The sequence below is a fragment of the Rhizobium aureum genome, assembly GCF_030182495.1.
GTDB lineage: Bacteria > Pseudomonadota > Alphaproteobacteria > Rhizobiales > Rhizobiaceae > Rhizobium > Rhizobium tropici_C.
Genome location: NZ_JAQJCI010000016.1, coordinates 112522 through 133432 on the forward strand (window position 1 = coordinate 112522; position 20911 = coordinate 133432).

Here is a 20911-nt window from a genome sequence, read left to right on the forward strand (position 1 = left end):
GTGGAAGATCGTCAGTCAATCTTGCTCAGGGTTGGGTCCACATGATGCACCCCCACGACCCTGAACCCCAGATCGCGTCAGCGACACCGCTCGCCCAGTTGACGGCGCCCCAGTTGACCTGACCCCAGATCGGTGGAGCGACATCCTTATTCGCGGTCAACTGAGATGTGCGATTGCCGTTCGGGTCATAGCCGTAAACGATGCATTTCGATTGGTCATAGAAGCCGGTGGTCAGCCGCCCGTTAGCGTCGTAGCCAAAATTGCTCGACTTCGAATCCGCGAACACGGGGACAGCGCTCACCAAAAGCGCAATCGAAACAATTATGTGGAAGCCGAGCCTGGAAATCATCGCTCTTTCCTCATGAGAAATTTGTTTACTGTCGCACAATCTGCATCTTGTGAGTTTATTTTGCAAAAGATAACTTGCGTATGAATTGCAGCATTCTTTGGACTCACCCGAAGCGGCCTGCGATGTCATTCAGCGAAGTCCCCAGCGTTTGAAATAGCATTCTCATACAATAACCAGAAATACAATCCCGTAAAATGCGGGAATCGAAGCATCGTCTTCAGTTTTGATCTGAAAAATGAACGTTTTTCGGAAGTAGATTTCTATGGTTATTCCCAATATATATTCTGTAATTGCGAATTTTATGGCATCTATATTTTACCAATTGACGAATTCTTTTTCAGCGTGCAATTAGGGTGCGTCTCGATTTGCTTGCGCATTGCTTTCATCAGTTTCCAAGAGGACGCCCGATGCGATCGGAAAGCAACCTTGCACTGAATTTTCTTGCATCTGCACTTTTTGCAGTGGCTTCGCCGGCGATGGCGGCGTGCACAGTGCCAAATGTATTGTCCAACGGTCAAACGGCCGATGCGACGCAGGTCATGCAGAATTTTTCGGCCGTTGCGGGCTGCGTCAATGCGACCGCACCATCGGGAGGCCAGAACACGGTTCAGCTCGAAACATTGAGTGGCAATCTGGGCGGCGTCTCCTTGTCGGATGGCCAAGTTATCCTTGGAACCACCGGCGGCGCGCCGCAAGCAAAGGCACTAACCGCCGGACCTGGTATCGCCATCCTGAACGCCCCTGGCGGAATCACGATTTCGGCGACAGGCAACGGCTCTGCCAATGCTGTCGATTGGTTGAATGAAGCCGCCGTCATCAGACCTTTAGTCACGAACTTTTCCATCGTGACATCAACGACAGCGCCAGCAGGAGCCTCTCTGGTGCCAACGGTCCGGGGGATGGCACTGACGACGACTGCCGTTGCGGATGGCACCGGCGTGATGGCCGAAACAGCTGCTCCGAGTGGCCGCTGGCAGGCAACGATGCTTGCGATCTATTCGGGGCCGCTATCAACTCTTAGCATGCCCGCGATTGCCGTGCGCGATTCCGTTGCGAAGCGTGCCATCGAATTCGGCATCAGCGGCATGAGTGCGAGCACCTATCAGTTTTCCTACGTCAGAAGCGTAGGTGGCCAAGGACTGGACACCATTGCGGGTCAAACGACCATCACTGATATCGGCCTTCCCCCGCCTTCGCAGCCGATTTGGTCACGCCTGACTTATGACGGCACGAATCTCTCGTGGTCGTTCTCCCGCGACGGTGAGGTATTCAGCACGGCATTCACAATCTCGGCGGCGGACAACCTGACCAACCTCGACCGTGTCGGACCTGCTGCCTTGTTTCAGCAACCGACGAATCCTTCCTGGCCGTCTGCTTATCATATCCTCTCATGGCGCCTCGCCAGCCTGTAACCCAGTTCCAGCCATCCAAGCACGGGGGTTTTCTAATGCCTAGAGCGTCATTTCTCATTCCAATCCTTGCCACAGTGCTTGTGACGGCTGCCGGTACTGCTTCTGCGCAATGCACGCTCCCCAACCAATTGCAGAACGCAGACGTGGCCGATGCCACGAAAGTCACTGCAAACTTTACTGCGTTGGCCAATTGCGCCGATAGTCAGACACCAAGTGGTAGTGCAAATTCGATACTCTATAATACAGGCAGCGGATCGCTTGCGGGCACAACACCTCTGACAAACGGTCAGTTGCTCATCGGCTCGACAGGCAATCCACCTCAACCTGGAACGCTCTCGGCTGGCTCCGGCATCGCAATTACTGGCGGTCCTGCATCCGTCACGATTTCGGCGACCGGCAGCGGCACAGGAGCGGCGGTCGACTGGTTGAATAAGGCGGCCGTAGCCAAGCCAAATGCCGCCGCGTTCACCATGCGCACGACCACGATACCACCTGTCGGCGCGGCAGTAGCGGCGACGACACGCGGGCTGTTGCTCTCTGCGACCACGAGCGCTAACAATCAGGCTATCATGGCAGATGTGCCGCTTCCTGCCGGAAATTGGCAGGCGACTATGCTTGCCGTCTATACCGGCTCGCTAAACACATACATCCAGCCATCGTTGACCGTACGCGACAGCACGACAAATCGGGCTGTCTCCTTTTCGCAGGGATCAAACGGCAACAACACATATCGATTTGACTACATCAGAACATCTGGTGGTATCGGTCTGGACACGAATTCGGGCGACTCGGCATTTCAGGACGTCGGATTTTCGACCCCAAGCGAGCCCATCTGGTCGAGATTGACCTATAATGGGACGACGCTGATCTGGTCATTTTCGCGAGACGGCGAGAATTTCACCAACGCGTACTCGATATCCGCGACGAACTGGCTCACCCAGCTCAGCACGATCGGCCCGGCAATTCTCTTCTACCAGCCAGCTCATTCCAACTGGAACAGTGGTTATCACATCCTGTCCTGGAACCTCGCCTCGCTTTAATCCCTGAGAACGTTGGAGCTCTATCAATGGACAAGACATGTTACCTGATGTCAGCCGCTTTCCTGTTGGGTATGGTTGGCAGTGCGTCGGCCGCTTGCACTGTCCCAAATCAAATTGTCAACGGAGGGGTAATCGATAGCTCGCCAGTCATGGGCAATTTCAACGCTGTCGCAACGTGTCTTGGCAGTACAGCCCCGGCGGGCGCACAAAACAGCATCCAGCTCGACAATGGCGGCGGTGGGTTTGCCGCCGCTGGGCCGCTGACCGATGGGCAATTGCTGATCGGGACCACTGGTTCGCCGCCGAGCGCAACGACTCTGTCGGCTGGGGCGGGCATAGCCATTACGAACTCACCAGGTGGCATTTCGATTGCGACCACTGGCGTGCTTGGCGGCGGCGGTGCAGACTGGCTGAATGGCACCGCCGTTGTCAAACCGGTTGCTGCCAATTTTACCCTACAGACGTCAACGACACCACCCACCGGCGCTGCCATTGCCAGCACCAGCCGTGGTATGGTCTTATCAGCCACCGCCGCCGTCAACGGAGCGGCGATGATGGCGGAGATGAATGCACCGTCCGGACATTGGCAGGCAACCATGCTTGGTGTGTACACGGGCGGACTATCCGACTTCTCCATGCCGTCCATTGCCGTACGGGATGCTGTCAACAAAAAGGCAGTCGAATTCGGCATCACTGCCCTTCAGACGACCGATTATCGCTTTGACTACTTCATTACGTCAGGAGGCATTGGTCTTGACGGGCGCGTCAATGACATTATGAGCCAGGATGTTGGCTTTCCGCAACCCTCCCAGCCGATCTGGCAACGATTGACCTATGATGGCACCAATCTGATCTGGTCGTTCTCCCGCGACGGTGAGTTCTTCATCCCGGCCTATTCCGTGTCAGCAACTGCCGCTATTGCCAATCTGAGCACCATCGGCCCAGCAGTTCTGTTTGCCCCCAATATCAGGCAAACTTGGGCTGCGTCGTTTCACGTTCTATCCTGGAATGTCGTCAGCATCTGAAAAGCATGGGATGGAATGTGTCCTGGCCCGTCAAGCGGCATCCGTTCAGCTCGGCATGCTTGAGTCTGCGTGGCCCGCTGCCTTCTTCCGGCCTAGTATTCCGAAGCCGACTGATGGATATGATCTTGTTACATAGAGAACCGAAGCGATCACAAACCCGGACAAGCCAGCTCCCGCTACAAGATCGACAACATAGTGCCCGCCTTCAGTAATTGCCGAACCAATCATCAAGATGTTCAGCATAAGAAACGGCCAGCGCATCAATGTATTGGTCCACATCGCCCAGGCGCAAAGCACCGCGACGGCCGCGTGGACCGATGGGAATGAGATAATGCCGCTTGCCTGACTGAGACGCAGCACAAAGTTCGGGTCACTTCTCACCGCGAGCAGTTGCGCTACAAACTCGGTACCGAGGGTCGCGCTCAGATTTCTAAGATGGCTTAGGTCAACCGAAAAGGCGGTATAGGTTCCGACCGCTGGATACCAGATTGAGATGATGCTCGCCAGGATGCAAATCAGCCCATAGGCCGTTATCATTTGGTATGCGCGTGCGGATCGCCTCGTGAGGCCCAGCAGTGCGGGAAGCAGCAAGAGCTGAACGCTAAATAATCGATAAGCCAGCATCAACGTGGTAGCCAATAGAGGCCTCGCATCGACCGCACGAATGAGCATGGCCCAATCAATGCCAAGCGCCCGGTCCATTGCCATGAGACGCTGGTCTCGCAGGGGGAAATCGGTCGCGGCGGCGACATAGGCGAAGACAACAAGCGGACCTGTCAAGGCAAGCCCTAAACTCACACTCTCGCCGGCGGCTTGAAGAGAAGGAATTTTACGCCAACGGCACAGTGCTCCCAGGATCAAGAACATAGCGAGCGTATATCCCGCCACTCGCGCGAAATCTCCGACATTGACCGTGAGACCGACGAGGGGCACGAGAATCAACACTGAAGTGTAACAAGCAACGACTAGCCCAATCAGAAAGTTTCGCGCTCTGATCACTCGTTCATACAACTTCCTCTCGCAAAGACAGAAGCAATATTCGCGTAAGATTAATTTTTCGCGCAAAGAGGGTGCTGAATTATTGTAGCAATCAAGGCGTTTTTTCTAAGGTGGCCACCGTGTGTCATCCAAATCCTTCACACTAAAACGAATAGCTGCCATTAGCCTCCTCGATCGGTTGGACTTTTTGCGCAAGCTCGCCATCAATATTGGCACTCTCGACGATATCCCGCCTTTCCGCGTCATCGGTTCGCGCCGCCAGGGCGAACGCTATTCCGCCGATGGAATGCGGGATCTGCCGGGAAATCGACGATTGGCGGCGGCGTGCGTCGTGGCGGGCTTTGTCGCAAAACGGAATGGCAGGTTACCGGTTGTAACGTAAACCAGTATTTGGCGTGAGCCACGCACCTTTGACCCGACTGCGATGCCACGCGGTAGCCTTGTGAAAACCTTGGCGGATCGCAAAGGCCTGCGAAATCAGTGTCGACCGCGGATCACATGGGTGGTGGTGACAGGATGGAAGAAATTCCGGAGCCGCATGAGTTCAATGCCCGCGTCAGCCTCGGACATGGCGATCATACCCACGACTACGATGTGGCCTATAGCGAAGATGGCCACCATCATCACCATGGCCTGTCGGTCGGTGAAGATGGCGAATACATGGACGCGCACGCCCGCGCCCACGCCAACGACACTGCCCGCCGTTTCAAAAACCAGAGCGTTACGACCGGCCAGATTATCATGTTTGGCCTGACTGGCGGCCTGATCCCATGCCCTGCAGCGATCACCGTGCTGCTGCTATGCCTGCAGCTCAAGCAGCTCTCTCTCGGCGTGGTCCTGGTGGTGTGCTTCAGCATTGGCCTCGCGATGACAGTGGTCGCGGCGGGAGTGGCAGCGTCAATCAGCGTGCGTCACGTCCAAAAGCGTTGGTCCGGTTTCGACACCTTTGCCAAGCGTGCGCCCTATGCCTCTGGCGTACTGATGCTCGTGATCGCGCTCTATATGGGCTGGTCCGGCCTGGCGAGAGGGTCGGCGCCCGAAGCGGCGGCAGTGGTCACGCCTGTAGGCTGACTCAACCCGGCCGCCGGAACTTCGGCGGCCGGTTCCATATTCGTCAAGGGATGCCGGACGTGCCATGAGACAGCACGATCACGACAGCCACTGCTACGATCATTGTCATGGACTCGGCGATTTCGGAAAGCTCTTTGCTGTCGACCTGCTCTTGAATTGCGCTTTTTGCGGTGATTGAAGTCGTCCGGCGCATCGCACCAGGCGGCTACCTACAAAACAGTATTGTGCTCGCCACGCTGACGAGCGGCGGGCAAAAGGAACCAAGAAACCTAGCAGGGAAGGGAGAGGCGCAAAGATATTAAGCCATTGAGTCGGAGGAGTCTACGTGGCGGCCGGCCAAGACAATGGGAGGCATAGCGGACATCGAAAGCCAAGGCGTCCCAGCGCCTTCATATTGACGAGGTCATCGGCCACCGGAACGTCTGGAAGTAACCCTATATCGCTAGAACTGAACACTCACGGCCCTTTGGGCGACGAGCCGGCATATTGGCCGAAGGACCGGGTATTCGTTGAGTACATGGCTGCTGATCTCTTCACTACCAATAGCTAAGCCATTATTCAAAGCGACTGGAATTCATGAACAACGTCAGGATCGCAGATTCCCACCAAATCGGATGAAGCGCCCGAATTTTTTCAGGTGCGCGCTCGCGCCACCCCTCCCATTGACTGAACTTTCGACATTTCGCAACCAGCCATTGTCACGCGATGCCACGACATGTTCAGCGCGAGGCAAGATGTGAGTTCTCTACAATTTTGGCGAAGCTGTCTGGTCCTTGAATGCTCCCCATGATAGAGGGATTTGCAACTCGATCTGCGCAGGGACGTGAACGTTCAACGTGCGGTGCTGAGGTCGGGGCGGGGCGCAGGCAGGCTGCGAAGATCTGTTGGGGAATGGGAATGGAGACTTGTACCGTCGCAGGGCTCGCCGTTGAGCAAAGGCGTTCTTTCCTGTTCCCAGCGCGAAATTTCTGGCCCGCGCCAACAGTAGGCGTGTCGGCTCTGGCGATGGTTGCCTCGCTTTGTTTGGCGGATGGCCATTTCACAGCGGCCTGGGCTGCGTGCGGCCCGACTGCCACAGCGACATGCAGCGCCGAAGGTGGCGCTGGGATACCAAATCGCACGGGAAATGGCGGCGCTGGCAATGGCGACGGTGGTGACGCAAGTGTGATCAACGCGAGCACGGGCATGACCGATATTATTTTCGGCAACGCAAGCACGAACGGTGCAGGTGGAGATGGTGCTGCCGGGGATGTTTCCGGAGGACAGGGCGGCGCAACTGGAGGCTCATTTGCCTCCGGTACCTCCATTGTGGTTGCGACCGATCTGGTGGGCGGTGATGGGACAGCCGGTCCGGATGGCTTGAACTTTGCAAGCGGGGGCGGTGGCGGGGGAGCGGGTATCTTTTCCGGCAAAGACCTTACAATTGTCAGTGGTGCGACCGTGTCCGGCGGCATAGGGGGGCGTGGGGGCGCGGCAACCAGCTTCGGCGGCAATGGCGGCGGCGGCGGCGGTGGCGGCGCTGGAATCATCTCAGCTGTTGTGGGGGGCACCGCTTCTAATGAAGGCACTATCTTCGGAGGGAATGGAGGAAACGGCGGCGACGGCGGCTTCGGCGCTGGCGGTGGCGGCGGTGGTGATGGCTTGCTCGTCTTTGGGAATGATACGATTGTTACCAATATCGGCTCCATTACAGGCGGAATAGGAGGCAGTCCGGGTACGGGTTCTCTGGGCGGCACCGGTAACGCGGGTTCAAGCGGAGCGGGTGTCAATCTAGGCGGGCGCCGCAGTGTTCTTCAGAATATTGGCACGATCACCGGCGGTGCGGGAAATGGCGCAGCCGCGGGCGCGGGCGTGATCGGTTGGGGAAACAGCTTCGTCTTAAATGCTGGCACGATCGCGGGCGGCCTCAACAGCGATGGTGTAACACGCGCCGCGGCCATACAATTCAATGGCACCGGAAACGTCCTTCAGCTGGTGGACGGCTCGAACCTCATCGGCAATATCGTAATCGCGCCAGGCGCGGGTGCGTTTATCTCGCCACTGCGCAGCGGGCTAATTCTAAACAATTCAATTGACCTGCAAGACGGTATGTCGACGATCGGCTTCGACACCAGCGGGGCTGATTTTGTCGACGCGAGCACCATCTCGGGAGCCGGTAGCGTAATAAAATCCCGCAGTGGACGATTGGTCCTTACTGGGTTGAACACCTATCTGGGCGGCACGACGATCAGCGGTGGGACCCTGTCAGTCTCATCTGACAACAACCTTGGCGCTCCATCTGGTGCCTTGACATTCGACATGGGCACGCTGCAGGCGACAAGTTCCTTTACCACCGCACGCAATATTATCCTGGACAACAATGGAACGCTTCAGACCGATGCCGATTTCGAATTGAGCGGCGTGATCAGCGGTTCCGGGCCGCTCACGAAAACGAGTGGCGGCAAACTGACATTGTCGGGCTCTAGCACCTATATCGGCGCGACGACCGTCGCGGATGGCATGCTTAGCGTCGAAGGCTCCCTTGCCAATACCGCTGTGACTGTGGCTAGCGGTGCCACACTCGGCGGTTCCGGCTCGATCGCCGGATCCGTCACCGTGGCGGATGGCGGCATAATCGCGCCGGGGTCGAGCCCCGGCACCCTGACGGTGGGTTCGCTTTCATTTAATGGCGGTTCCATTCTCAATTATCAGCTCGGTCGCCCGGGCATAATCGGCGGCGGTGTCAACGATTTGATCGAGGTCACTGGCAACCTTACTCTGGATGGCACGTTGAACGTCATCGACGTCGGCGGCTTCAGCGCTGGTGTCTATCGGTTGATGAACTATGGCGGGGGACTGACGGATAACGGCCTGGCCCTGGGCGCTCTACCCAGCGGCGTCAGTTCGAGCGACCTCTATGTCCAAACCAATATTGCAGGTCAGATAAATCTCATCTCCAGCGTCGGCGCCACACTCGGCTTTTGGGACGGTGGCGATGTCGCTCGCCACGATGACGGCACCATAACCGGCGGCAGCGGAAGGTGGGACGCCTCAAGCCGCAATTGGACCGATGCGAATGGCGCGATCAATGGCATTTGGCGGCAGGATTTCGCCGTATTTGGGGGTAGCGCCGGTACTGTCACCGTTGATAATTCCGCTGGTGCCGTTGGTTTCAAGGGCATTCAGTTCATGAGCGATGGCTATGTGATCGACGGAGATACCCTGACCGCCAGCGACGCGGCGACCACGATCAGGACCGATCCGGGCGTCGTGGCGACTATAAGCGCCCAAATTTCGGGAAGCGGCGGGTTGGTGAAGACGGATGCCGGGATACTCGTCTTATCAGGAGTAAACACCTATGCCGCCGGAACGAGCATTCTGGGCGGCGGCGTGCGGGTTTCCTCCGACGCCAATCTGGGGCTGACGGCAGGCGCGCTCACGTTTGACGCAGGCGTGCTTCAAACAACCGCGGCGTTCGGTACCGCCCGCAACATGACGCTCAATGGCGGCGGCGGCACGCTTCAAACAGACTCCGACCTCACTGCGAGCGGTGTCATCAGCGGCGGTGGCGCGCTCGTCAAGACCGGCAGCGGCACGCTGACGCTGACGGGCGCCAACACCTATGCCGGCGGCACGACGATCAGAGACGGAACACTCCTGATTTCTTCGGACTCTAATCTTGGTACCGAAGCCGGTGGACTAACCCTCGACGGCGGCAGCCTTAGAAATACATCCGATATTGCAACCGTGCGGACAGTTAACTTGGATACCGGCGGCGGCACGCTTCAGACGGATGCGGATCTTCGGGTGGGCGGAGTTATCACCGGTGTGGGGGAACTTGTTAAAGCGGGGGCCGGCACGCTCACACTGACGGGAACCAACAGCTATGCCGGCAATACGGTAATCAGCGACGGAACATTGAAGGTCGGCGCTGGCGGCACATCAGGCTCAATTGTGGGCGACGTCGTTGACAATGCAACGCTCGCTTTCGACCGTTCCGACGATCTTGTCTTTGCCGGTAGGATCAGTGGCGGCGGCAACATACGGCAGCTTGGCTCTGGCAGCATCAACCTATCGGCCGACTCGAGCGCCTTTACCGGTACAACGACGATCTCGGCCGGCACGCTCCTCGTCGATGGTAAGCTCGGCGGAACGCTCAACATCGCTTCCGGCGGTAAACTTGGCGGCACCGGCACCGTCGGAACAACGACAATCGCTCAAGGCGGCACCATCTCTCCCGGTCATTCGCCGGGGGCGCTCCATGTCAATGGCGATATCACATTTGATAAAGGCTCGACCTATGCTGTGGACATCACCCCGAGCTTGACCGCGGACTTGATCGGAGCGACGGGTGCAGCAACTATTCACGGTGGCACGGTTGATGTAGTGAAGTCCGCCGGTACTTTCACTCCGGGCAGTCGCTGGGTCATCCTCTCGGCGGGTGATGGCGTGACGGGCACCTTTGAGCAGCTGACGCAAAATATGCCTTTTGTGGATTTGTCGCTCTCCTACGATCCCGATAACGTTTTTGTCGACGTCACGCGCAACGCGGTCAGGTACTGTGATGTCGCCCGCACATCAAATCAGTGCGCCGCGGCCAATGCGTTAGAGAGCGGCGGGCAAGGCAATTTGGTCAATCAGGCCTTGGCGGCGATTCCCGACGCGAGCGCCGCAGAGCGGGCACTGGACGCGTTATCAGGTGAAATTCATGCCTCGCTCCAGGGGGCGATATTGGAGGACAGCAGCTTCATTCGCGAGGCGGCGATTGATCGATCGCGCGCTGCCTTTTTGGACATCGACACGGCAGGTGCGCGGCCATCCAGGCCGGACACGGCGCCGGTGAGAGGAACTGCCATTACCGCCTGGGCGCGTGGCTTCGGCTCCTGGGGGCGATGGGACGGTAATGGCAATGCAGAATCGTTCGATCGTTCGATCGGTGGGTTTCTGCTCGGCGCTGACGCGAGCGTTAACGATGATTGGCGCTTCGGCTTTGTCACCGGCTACGACCATGCCTCCAATGATCTCGCAAGCCGCGCCTCCAACGCTGGCGTCGATACATACCATATCGGTGCCTATGGCGGGTCCGAGATTGGCCGCTTGGGTTTGCGTTTCGGAACCGCTTATTCCTGGCACGATGTCGACACGACCCGGTCTGTCGCTTTTCCGGGCTTTTCCGAAACGGAAAGAGGTAGCTATCACGCAGCCACCACCCAGATTTTCGGCGAGGCTGGATATATGCTCGAAGGGGAGGCACTCTCGTTGGAGCCGTTTGCTGGTCTCGCTCATGTAAATTACAGTAGCAACAACTTTACAGAGAAGGGCGGAGATGCGGCTCTAAACGGATCACGCGGCGGAGAGGACGTCACCTATTCGACGCTAGGCCTGAGGGGGAACACCCGATTTGCGCTCGGGGATGCCGAAGCTACGGCACGCGCCATGGTTGGTTGGCGTCACACCTTTGGCGACAAAGTGCCGACCGCGTCACTCGCATTTGCGGGGGGCAATCCATACACGGTAGCTGGCGTGCCGATTGCCGAGGACGTGGCTGTCATCGAGACCGGTCTTGATCTCAATCTTACTAACGGCGCGATGCTGGGGCTCTCATATTCCGGCTCACTCGCTCGCAACGCGCGAGAGCATGGATTGCGGGCCGATCTGAAGGTGAGATTCTGAAATCCGTTTTATGGACCACTTTTCATTTCGCGTTGACCCACGATATCCGGGCTATCGTATTATCGGCAAATACCATTTAACAGTCCGATTGAACCACCGCCGAATGAAAAAGTGGGTCAGATTCTCGCGATACTCAACATTCTGGGGCCTTCTACTAAAGGTAACGGAGGGCTGTGAGTTGGCAAGCTGCGAAATCTACGACAGCCACGGACATTCTGCGGCTCGACAAGCATCGTCGCCTGGCAAAAGACCTTCGCTCCGCGACCTATGTTGCCAAAACTTCAATCGAGCCTATATAAAGTCTATCGACCATTGCTTGTGACATCGCCGAAGAGCCATCTGACTCTCGCCGGATTTCCTCTCAAATAATCGACCTGACTCCGCAAGGTATCGCGGGACCAACAACGGTTACTACGAAAGGAAATCGTTATGAACACTGGTACAGTAAAGTGGTTTAATGGCACTAAGGGCTTCGGCTTCATCCAGCCTGATGACGGCAGCACGGACGTCTTTGTCCATATTTCAGCGGTAGAGCGCGCCGGCATGCGGTCGCTCAACGATGGCCAGAAGATTACTTATGACATCGTGCAGGATCGTAGATCTGGTAAGAGCTCGGCTGATAATCTTCGGGCCGCCTAATTTGTCAGGGCTTCGCGCGACCACGGATGTACCGGCGCGTTGAAACCGTGACCGAGGAAGGTCGGGATGCGTCCCGGCCTTTTATTTTTCATTTCGAACGGAGAACGACATGGCAAATGGTCGTTACCGGCCGGGCGACAGCATCGTCCTGAAGCCTGGAATTTTCGGAAACGCCCAGCCGGTCGGCAGCGTCGTGTCTGTCTTACCTGTGTCACAGGGCGTTGTTCACTATCGAGTCCACTTGCAGAGCGAGAGCTTCGAGCGGAGCGTCCGTCAGGACGATATCGATGCCGGGGCGTCGCCATCGTCGCTTTCGCCATCCAAACCCGACGCACCGCAAGCATCAAAACCGAACTGGATCAACTCGAACTCGATCCGCATCAAGAAATAAACGCAGCGCGAGCTGAGAAGGAGACACTTTGCAGGTTCTGGTTAGAGACAATAACGTCGATCAGGCGCTCCGCGTCCTGAAGAAGAAGTTGCAGCGCGAGGGCGTCTTCCGGGAAATGAAGGCGCGTAGCGCCTATGAAAAGCCGTCCGAAAGCGCGCTCGCGAAAAGGGCGAGGCGGTCCGCCGCGCGCGGAAGCTTGCCCGTAAGCAGGCTCAGCGCGAAGGCTTGCTGCCGGCGCCGAAGAAGAAAGTCATGGCGCGAGCTCGCTGACGTCTATCGTCTTTTGGAACCGCGCCTGCTGAAATGGAGGAAGCATGACCAAGACGAAAGACAATCTGTTCAAGCCTGACAAAGCTCTCAGCGCAGGCCAAGTCTGAGCAGACGGCGTCGATTGTCAGGGATATCCTCGCCGATGAGACGTCTGCTCGGCAAAAGAAGACAGAAAGGCTTCGCGCGCGTCGTTTGGCGCAAGAGACAGAGCCTGGTTCCGCGCCGAAAGCAAGAAAGAAAAGCAGGAAGGTCTAGCGCATTGTGGGGCTCCTCGCTAGCCGATCGAGCGGAGAGGGCAGAGCTATCGCGTCAGTATGAGTTGAAGCGGACACTCAACAAAGGGCTGAGATTGGGCACGTAGTAGCGAGCGAGCCGATATCATGGGTTCGTGCCCCAAAGCCCTTGCAAAAAGAGCTCGGCTCTATGTTACTTAGCCGAACGCAGGGTTCAGAAATAATCATAAAAGTGTTATAAATCAATGGTTTAGCAAAAAACGCATAATCAGATTTATGGAACTACATCAGACAGCCGTGGGATCGAATAGATCGTGGATGGAGATAAAGCGCTGCAGTTGTTGCCGCGACTTGAAGCTTCATGATCCGCTCACGTCGTTGGATTCGAGCAATGACGCACTGGAAAGCAGTGACCGGGCTGCAGCTTGATCTCAATGGCGAGCCCTTCGCCTGAATCCAGTCAAACAAAGTGACATTGCCCACCCGAGCAGCTAATCGCATTTGGTAGGGCTTAGACAATTGCAAGCTGCCCCTCAGTGTTGGCTTAGAAGGCTTGATTGCCGGCATAGAGGCAGGCTTGAGCGGTGCTGTGGACTTGTTCCTTACCGCTTATCAGCTCGCTGATTGGGCATACCTCAAGAGTTTTGCACTAAGTCCTGCACCTTGATCCGATTGCACGTTTTTTGGTGGGAAAATCCGGTGCGTACTGGCGCATGATATTAAGCTATGCCCGCGTATCGACCGACGCCAATGACCTCGCCATTCACAACGACCAGCTTACGGCCACAAGCTGCGAACGCATTTTTGATGATAACGTGAGCGGACCAAGACCAACCGGCAGCAGCTTAAGAAGCTTGGCACCAATTTGTCATGAAGCTTGACCTAAATTGCGGATCTTTTAGCCAAGCACGCTATCGAGGCTACCGCGGAGATTGTGTGGGAGCTTAGCGAACACTTTGACAAGGATCAACTCATGATAAGCTTTCGTAAGCATCGCTCTTTCGGTCGGATTGCACCGTGCTAAATCTTTCTCGGCCTTCTTCAATACCTGGAAGAGCTCTCGAGCATCGTTTTGACGAAAATTGATCGGTGAAAGCGCCAATTTTCTTGCGTATGGTTGGCCGGTCAAATTCTCGAAATAGCGCCTGATCTCCAGCTCTTGAACTTGAAAAAGTAACCATGAGCTGTATGGCTTAATCGCGATGCGCGTGCCCTCGAGAGCGCCAACAATGGCAGCATGGTCGGCGGGTATGTGCAAACGATCCTGCATCTGTGCGCTATCAACTTCGACTTCCCCGGCAAGCACGAACAATATGTTTACTTGCGGAACATCATATTCCGCTATCCCAATCAGCCCGGCCGAACGTTCCGCGCTTATGATAGTGGCTGATTGCAGCGATTGCATGCGGATTTTGAAGCTATTGTATTCGCTGCCGGCTGTTGGAACCGACCATTGCCAGCCTGAGACGAACATGTTGAGCTTTCGGCAAGCCGCATCGTGCGAATACGCCTCAAAAAAGTTGACGCGGTGATCGACTGTCTTTCCTCCCGTTGCCATCACTCACCCTGTCACCATTGGAACTTCTCCGGCTAGTACGATGCTCAACAGCTTTTGGATGTTTAGTCCCAGCATTTTCTGGAACGGATTGGGCGCGAAGCGTTCTGGCTGTAAATCCCATGCTTTGCTAGGGGGTGCGGATAAAGGGCTTGCCCAGCAGACGGAAGTCGCCATAAGCTGCGCCGCGCTCAATAGGATGCTGGGATGCGCACGCCCGAAATCCGTCCCGCCCAAGCTCGCTATCGCATAGTCGCAGCATCAAAGACGGAATTCCGGTCTTTCAACGACCCGCGCACCAAAGCCTCAGCCCATCGAATACCGAAAAAGTCGCGAATGCGCGTGTTCTTAGCCGGCGGCCGATGATGGATTTGTAGCGACCGATCGCGGTCTCGACGAATGAGCGTTTGCCGTAACCGGTGGCGACCTGCCACTTCATCCGGCCATCGGCGTTGATCGTTGCGATATGTTGGTTTCGTTGATTGGTGGGATCGTCATGCTGACGTTCCACCGCATTGGCGCGCGGCGGGAGGACCACCGCAGCATCGGCGCTGTGCCTGGCGACGTCGACGTAGGTCGGCTCACCGTCACAGGCGCCATCGGCCGTGACGCGCCGGATCGGCATGTCAATCTGGTCGAGCAGCGGCTCCCCCTGCGAGGCATCGCCGGCATCCCGGGCCCTCAAGCGAGCATCAGCGTCCACATATCGCGCGGGCGCGTGAGTTGTGGATCGGACGACGCCGGCGCTTCTTCAACAAGGCATTCGCGCGCCTCATCTTTATCGATGAGACATCGATCAATACGAACCTGTCCAAGCGCTCAGGATGGTCGCAAAAAGGCCGACGCTACCGCACACATGCGCCCTTCGGCTCGTGGAAATCCCAAACCTTCATCGCCGGTTTGAGATCGCGTGGCGTGATTGCGCCTTGGATTGTCAATGCACCGATGAACCGGAGCATCTCCGAGACTTGGGTCGAAACACAACTTTCGCCGACCCTGTCTGCGGGAGACGTCGTCATTCTCAACAATGTCGGCTTTCACAAAAGCGAACAGGCCGAAGACCTCGTCGAAGCCCGCGGCGCTTGGCTCCTTTTCCTGCCACCCTTTTCGCCCGATCTCAATTGAAATGGCCTTCTCCAAATTAAAGACGCTCTTGCGGACGCGGGCCGCACGAAGCTTCGACACCATTGCTCAGGCCCTCGGCGATATCCGCAAGCTTTTCTCCGTCACAGAATGTCGAAACTATTTCGGGGCTGCAGGATATGAGGCCGATTAAATGCGACACGCTTAAGCAAATTTCTCAGAGCTATCGGTTCGGGCCGATTTCATAATCAAGAGCCATTTGTCGAAGAATCGTAAGCGCGATTTTCGCTGCACGTTGACGCCGACCCGTTGATTGGCATCGGATCAACGTTTGGAACCGTATAGTGTCAGGCGGCTTCGGTTCTGGCGAAGTTGAACGGCAGCAGGTCGACGATGTCTGCCCTTTCGTCCCGCTGGGGCAACTCAGTGAGCACGTGGCGCAGCCAGGCAAGCGGGTCGACGCCACAGGCGCGGCAAGTGAGCATCAGACTGTAGATCACTGCGCTGGCCTTGGCTCCGTCGGCGGTGTCGCTGAACAGCCACGATTTTCTTCCGGTGGCAAAAACTCTGATTTCGCGTTCCAGAATGTTGTTATCGATCGGCATCCTACCGTCGCTGGTATAGCGTGTCAGGTAATCCCATTGGTTCAGGGCGTAGGAGACGGCGTCGCCGAGCTTGGTATCCGGCACGACCTTCGGCGCGATGGCGTCGAGCCACGCCTTTAGGGCGTTCAGGACAGGCAAGCTGTGCTGTTGGCGGAAACGGCGAATGCAATCAGCCGTCGTCTCACCGGCATCTAGGGTTTTGTCTCTTGCCTGCTTTTCGATCCGGTATAGCTGCTCGAAGAACCGGAGCGCCTGTTCCGGCGGGCCGCCTCCATTCTTTCTGGTCTTGAGTGCCTCAACGAAACGCCGCCGGGAATGAGCCATGCATCCGACATGGGTGGCACCATGCAATGTGCGCCAGGCTGTGTAGCCATCGCTCACCAATATGCCGCGGTAGTCACCAAGAAAGGTCTGTGGGTGTATCTGGCCACGGCCCGGCTGATAATCGAGAAGCGCGATCGGCTCTTCACTGTCCTCGCCACTGCGGTATGCCCACATGTAAGATGTGCTGGTAGCTTCCTTGTTCGTTTCCTTCAAGACCTGAACCGTCGTCTCATCGCCATGTATGAGAGGCTGCGATCGCAGCCGCAGCTTCAGAGCGTCATAGATGCGATGCAGATGCTTCTCGCTCGAGCCGATTACCCAGTGAGCAAGAGCGCCACGGCTGATCGGAACGCCGGCCCGCTCGAATGTCTGAGCCACGCGGTAGAGTGGGGTGCCATCGACGTATTTGTGGACGAGCGCGAAGGCTAGCGTCGAAGCGGTAGCGATGCTGCCCGGCAGGGGCTGCGTCGGCATCGGTGCGATCACGACGGGTGTGTTGATCCCGGTGCGGTCGCAATGGCGGCAGGCATATTTGAACCGGACGTTCTGCAGAACCTTTGCCTTGACTTCGATATGAAGCTGCTCGGTAACGGCCTCGCCCATGCGATGCATTTGACTATCGCAGCACGGACAAGTTTTTTGATCGTCGGGAAGGTCATACTCGACACGCTCGCGTGGCAGGTCTTCCGGCAGAGGTCTGCGTCCCCGCTTTTTTCCCACGACGCTCGCGACCGCCGGCAGGCCCGTGTCCGGGAGATCGACAACGTCATCACCGTCGCCGCTGTCATCTTCGTCGGCAGCCTCTTCGGCTTCGTTGAAGAGGCGATCAACGTGCTTTTCGCTGCGGGGTGCAAAGCGATGCAGCTTTGCAAGCGCCAGCTCCTCCTCAAGCTTGACGACCCGCTGCGAGAGCGCTTCCTTCTCGGCTTTGAGCGCAGCGATTTCGGCAGCATTGGCTGCCAATTGCGCCATCAGTTCTGCAATGCTCGGTTCGCCGGTGCGAGTCATCAGATTCTTGAATCTGAACCGCCCCTTCGCGTCAACAGTTCAATTCGCCACCGTCAACCGGCGATCTGATATTGCCGCACCGGATGACGGATCATCGCATCGATATCAATGCCGTCGAGAATCCAGTGAAGCTGTTCTGTCGTCAGCACAACGACCGGCACTTCGCGGCGGGGCCATCTGAACTTGTCTTCGGTCAACCGCTTCAAGACCATCACAAAACCGGATCGGTCAAAGAACAATAGCTTCATCCGGTCACGACGGCGATTGCAAAAGGCAAAAACCGCAGGAGCAAAGGGATCCAGCGCCATCGTCTCCTGGACCAGGACAGCAAGGCTGTTGATGCCGGCCCGAAAGTCGATCGGCTCGCGATGCAGGTAAACCTTGAGATCAGCGCCAAGTCTGAACATGACCCGGCGCTCCGATGATTGCCGTCAATGCATCTACGTCACTGCATTCCAACGTCAGCTTCACCCCGTTCGGCAGTGACGCGCTCACCTTCGCTGGAGAGGGCAGCGGCCGGTTCCTCTCTGCTTTCCGAGGCAGCTCTTCAAACTCGTCGCTGGCCGCGGTGATTTGCACCGGAATAAAAGACGATGTCGAAGACGGCGGCGACGCAAGCGGCTGGGTGTGCTTGCGTATCCATTTCCAAACGAGGTTCGCGTTGACCCCGTGGTCGCGCGCGAGTTTCGATACCGATGCGCCAGGTTCAAGGCAGGCCATAATAAGGCGGTCTTTCGAACTTTGATCGAAACGGCGTCTCCCATTCCGACCGACCAGCCGCACGGCAAGTTTTTGACCTTCTTCCATCATTTGGTGTCCACCAAAATCAGACTGTGCCAAAACGCGATGGGATTCCAACGGCAAGCGAACCGTAGTATGTTGTTTACATGGCACATTTACCTGGCTCAGATCGCTCTCAGCTGCTGCTTCTCCCCGAAGCGGTCGATGATTATGTCGGATCGGACAATCCGGTTCGGCTGATAGAGGCTTTTGTCGATAGCATTGATCTTGTCGCCGCTGGGTTTTCCCGCGTAATGGCAAAAGAGACGGGCCGACCGGGATACGATCCAGCTGATCTGCTTAAACTTTATCTCTACGGATATTTAAATCGGGTACGTTCGAGTCGAAAGCTCGAGGCGGAAACCCGCCGTAATATAGAGGTGATCTGGCTGCTGCGCCATCTGAAGCCTGACTATCGGACAATCGCATCCTTTCGCCGCGTGAATTGCGCAGCCTTCAAGCAAATTTTCCGCGAGTTTGCCTTCGTCTGTCGCCGCCTCGATCTGTTCGGTAGGGAAATGCTTGCCGTGGATGGTACGCGCATTAAGGCGGTCAATAACAGGCATCGCAACTTCACCCGCACGCAGCTGTTGGATCTGGTGCGTCGCGCCGACGAAAAACTCTCCGACTACGTCAAAGCGCTTGATGACGGTGATGCTGACGAGGAGAAAGCGGCCAGCAGTATCAGCTCGAATGGTAGAAGCAGTGATACGGAGAAGAAAATTGCGGCGCTCAGGACGAAGCGACAGAGGTTCAGCAGTTTGCTTGCCGACCTGGACCGGACAGGCGAGGATCAGATATCGCTGACAGACCCTGATAGCAGGGCTATGCCGAATATGATGAAAGTTGGAGTTGGGTACAACGTTCAGCTGGCAGTTGACGTGAAGCATAAGCTGATTGCTGAGGAAGAAGTCAGCAACAATGTTCTCGATATCGGCTTGCTGGCGCCTACCGCTGAGTCGGCCATGCAGCTACTCGGTGTCGACCAGATCGAGGCAGTTGCCGATCGTGGCTACTACAAGATCGAAGACATAGAAGCTTGCGAAAAGGCTGGCATCACCGCCTATGTGCCGAGACCAATCCGTGGATCGACAATAGACGATGGGTTTTTCTCGAAGGGGAAATTCACATACCAGCCAGAGATAAACGCTTATATCTGCCCAAACGGCGCTGTCATGTCTCCTCGGCGGAGTGGTAAAAAACGAGGCCTTGCAAGAACCTATTTTGCAAACCCTATCGGCTGCCAATCATGTGCCATCAAAAGCAGATGCACGCCAGCTGCCTTTCGACAGATCATGCGCCTGGAGAATGAAGCTATTCTTGATCGCATGGCGGAGAGGCTGAGCCAACGTCCAAATATTATGAGTCAACGAAGGGAAAGCGTCGAGCATCCGTTTGGGACTATTAAGCAATGGATGAACCAAGGCGCGTTCCTGATGCGTGGGCTGAACCACGTCCAAGGAGAATTTAGCCTAACCGCACTTGCCTATAACATCAAAAGGGCCATCACCCTCGTTGGTGTTCCGGAGCTGATCGGCACAATGAAGGCATAATTGGCAAATCTGCGCTCCGAGCGCCAGAAAAGTAGTAAAAGGGACTACATTTTGGCCGCATACCAAGCCATGGCGTGAATGCGAGAAACTTGCGAGAATTCCTCGTCGGCCCAAGACGAGTCCGCGTAACACCTGATCCTTCGACGTTTTAGGACGGTCTGATTTTGGTGGACACCTCATGCCAAAGCTCACTCAATTGCAGAAGGTGCGGCGAAAATCGCGCTTACGAAGAATCCAGCCTGACTACCGGTCAAGGGTAAGCGCCAAGGCGGGGCCGTTCAGGGCGTGTAGTTCCACGGCATGAGCGAGTGTATTTCGCTGCTGGGCCACCCGTTGGCTATGCGCTCGAGTGTCTGGGTAAGCCAGGCTTGCGGATCGACGTTGTTCATCCTGGCCGTCTGCAGGAGCGTGGCGATTGTCGCCCAGGTCCTGCCACCGCCGTCGCTACCGGCGAATAGGCTGTTCTTTCTCGTAATTGTCTGGGGCCTGATCGCGCGCTCGACGATGTTGGAGTCGAGCTCGATGCGGCCATCGGTCAGGAAGCGTTCGAAGATGGCGCGACGCGAGGTGGCATAGCGGATCGCCTCGGCGAGCTTCGATTTGCCAGAGACCCGCGGCAGGGTTTTCTGCCAAAGGTCGAAGAGCTCGGTAACGACAGCGGCGGATGTCTGCTGACGCGCGTCGACACGGGCGTCAGGGCTTTGCCCTCGGGCTGTTTCTTCGACCTGCCAGAGCTTTGCCATCAGCTCCACCGTCTCGGTGGCGATCTTTGAGCTTTCCGAGGCGTGGAGCTCGTAGAACTTGCGCCTGCTGTGGGACCAGCAGCCGGCCAATACCATACCGTCATTGCCGCCGTCAGATCGAGCGAGCTTGTTGTAGGCACCATACCCGTCAACTTGAAGAATACCGCGATAGCCACTCA

17 protein-coding genes and 2 pseudogenes are annotated in these 20911 nt (G+C 56.8%); 11 read left to right on the forward strand and 8 right to left on the reverse strand.

The features are described 5' to 3' along the window. Positions 1 to 25 precede the first annotated feature (25 nt). Positions 26 to 349, reverse strand: coding sequence for an RHS repeat domain-containing protein (locus tag PH552_RS26715; RefSeq protein ID WP_162736981.1), 324 nt, complete (start codon positions 347 to 349; stop codon positions 26 to 28). 407 nt (positions 350 to 756) lie between these two features. On the opposite strand from PH552_RS26715, the gene PH552_RS26720 reads away from it, so the two are divergent. From PH552_RS26720 to PH552_RS26730, 3 genes are all read left to right on the forward strand, one after another. After that, a complete protein-coding gene (locus PH552_RS26720) occupies positions 757 to 1761 on the forward strand; it encodes a hypothetical protein (protein ID WP_285166401.1) in 1005 nt (334 codons plus the stop codon). 143 nt (positions 1762 to 1904) lie between these two features. Beyond that, complete coding sequence (locus PH552_RS26725; RefSeq protein ID WP_285166402.1) at positions 1905 to 2801, forward strand: hypothetical protein; 897 nt, start codon at positions 1905 to 1907, stop codon at positions 2799 to 2801. A gap of 26 nt (positions 2802 to 2827) precedes the next feature. Beyond that, positions 2828 to 3826 (forward strand): hypothetical protein, encoded by a 999-nt coding sequence (locus PH552_RS26730; RefSeq protein ID WP_246698665.1) that lies wholly within the window; start codon positions 2828 to 2830, stop codon positions 3824 to 3826. Between the two features lie 45 nt (positions 3827 to 3871). Here PH552_RS26730 and PH552_RS26735 read toward each other — a convergent pair whose 3' ends face one another. Further along, positions 3872 to 4693: a phosphatase PAP2 family protein gene (locus PH552_RS26735; RefSeq protein ID WP_285166403.1), complete on the reverse strand. Its 822-nt coding sequence runs from the start codon at positions 4691 to 4693 to the stop codon at positions 3872 to 3874. 253 nt (positions 4694 to 4946) lie between these two features. Here PH552_RS26735 and PH552_RS26740 point away from each other — a divergent pair, with 253 nt between their 5' ends. From PH552_RS26740 to rpsU, 6 genes and pseudogenes are all read left to right on the forward strand, one after another. Further along, positions 4947 to 5207 (forward strand): hypothetical protein, encoded by a 261-nt coding sequence (locus PH552_RS26740; RefSeq protein WP_285166404.1) that lies wholly within the window; start codon positions 4947 to 4949, stop codon positions 5205 to 5207. 134 nt (positions 5208 to 5341) lie between these two features. Next, positions 5342 to 5896 carry a nickel/cobalt efflux transporter gene (locus PH552_RS26745; protein ID WP_348647387.1) on the forward strand — a complete coding sequence of 185 codons (555 nt, stop codon included), beginning with the start codon at positions 5342 to 5344 and terminating at the stop codon, positions 5894 to 5896. 1185 nt (positions 5897 to 7081) lie between these two features. Beyond that, entirely contained in the window at positions 7082 to 11548 is a 4467-nt protein-coding gene (locus PH552_RS26750) for an autotransporter domain-containing protein (protein WP_285166405.1), read from the forward strand. A 429-nt stretch (positions 11549 to 11977) separates the two neighbouring features. Beyond that, on the forward strand, positions 11978 to 12187 hold the full coding sequence (locus PH552_RS26755) for a cold-shock protein (protein WP_113250160.1): 210 nt from the start codon (positions 11978 to 11980) through the stop codon (positions 12185 to 12187). 109 nt (positions 12188 to 12296) lie between these two features. Continuing rightward, the gene (locus PH552_RS26760) at positions 12297 to 12578 is read left to right on the forward strand and encodes a cold-shock protein (protein ID WP_113250161.1); all 282 of its coding nucleotides are present in this window, start codon (positions 12297 to 12299) and stop codon (positions 12576 to 12578) included. Between the two features lie 28 nt (positions 12579 to 12606). After that, positions 12607 to 12848 (forward strand): annotated as a pseudogene (gene rpsU / locus PH552_RS26765) (30S ribosomal protein S21). 1131 nt (positions 12849 to 13979) lie between these two features. Here rpsU and PH552_RS26770 read toward each other — a convergent pair. Together PH552_RS26770 and PH552_RS26775 are read right to left on the reverse strand one after the other, a co-directional pair. Then, positions 13980 to 14639 (reverse strand): hypothetical protein, encoded by a 660-nt coding sequence (locus tag PH552_RS26770; protein WP_112342986.1) that lies wholly within the window; start codon positions 14637 to 14639, stop codon positions 13980 to 13982. A 331-nt stretch (positions 14640 to 14970) separates the two neighbouring features. Continuing rightward, positions 14971 to 15312 (reverse strand): annotated as a pseudogene (locus PH552_RS26775) (transposase); the annotation flags it as partial. Positions 15313 to 15359: 47 nt separating this feature from the next. On the opposite strand from PH552_RS26775, the gene PH552_RS26780 reads away from it, so the two are divergent. Further along, the gene (locus PH552_RS26780; protein WP_245430389.1) at positions 15360 to 15761 is read left to right on the forward strand and encodes a transposase; all 402 of its coding nucleotides are present in this window, start codon (positions 15360 to 15362) and stop codon (positions 15759 to 15761) included. Positions 15762 to 16066: 305 nt separating this feature from the next. On the opposite strand, the gene tnpC (PH552_RS26785) is transcribed toward PH552_RS26780, so the two are convergent. The 3 genes from tnpC (PH552_RS26785) to tnpA are packed head-to-tail and all read right to left on the reverse strand — an operon-like array spanning position 16067 to position 18466. Continuing rightward, on the reverse strand, positions 16067 to 17656 hold the full coding sequence (gene tnpC, locus PH552_RS26785) for an IS66 family transposase (RefSeq protein WP_112342988.1): 1590 nt from the start codon (positions 17654 to 17656) through the stop codon (positions 16067 to 16069). A 53-nt stretch (positions 17657 to 17709) separates the two neighbouring features. After that, complete coding sequence (gene tnpB / locus PH552_RS26790) at positions 17710 to 18063, reverse strand: IS66 family insertion sequence element accessory protein TnpB (RefSeq protein WP_016557443.1); 354 nt, start codon at positions 18061 to 18063, stop codon at positions 17710 to 17712. Next, positions 18044 to 18466: an IS66-like element accessory protein TnpA gene (gene tnpA / locus PH552_RS26795; RefSeq protein WP_112342989.1), complete on the reverse strand. Its 423-nt coding sequence runs from the start codon at positions 18464 to 18466 to the stop codon at positions 18044 to 18046. Before tnpA ends, tnpB begins: the two co-directional genes overlap by 20 nt. Positions 18467 to 18543: 77 nt before the next feature. On the opposite strand from tnpA, the gene PH552_RS26800 reads away from it, so the two are divergent. Then, positions 18544 to 19989: an IS1182 family transposase gene (locus tag PH552_RS26800; RefSeq protein WP_113250164.1), complete on the forward strand. Its 1446-nt coding sequence runs from the start codon at positions 18544 to 18546 to the stop codon at positions 19987 to 19989. Positions 19990 to 20267: 278 nt separating this feature from the next. Here the strand turns inward: PH552_RS26800 and tnpC (PH552_RS26805) are convergent. Further along, positions 20268 to 20911: IS66 family transposase (tnpC, locus tag PH552_RS26805; protein ID WP_285166406.1), on the reverse strand; the 644-nt coding region annotated here is incomplete at its 5' end.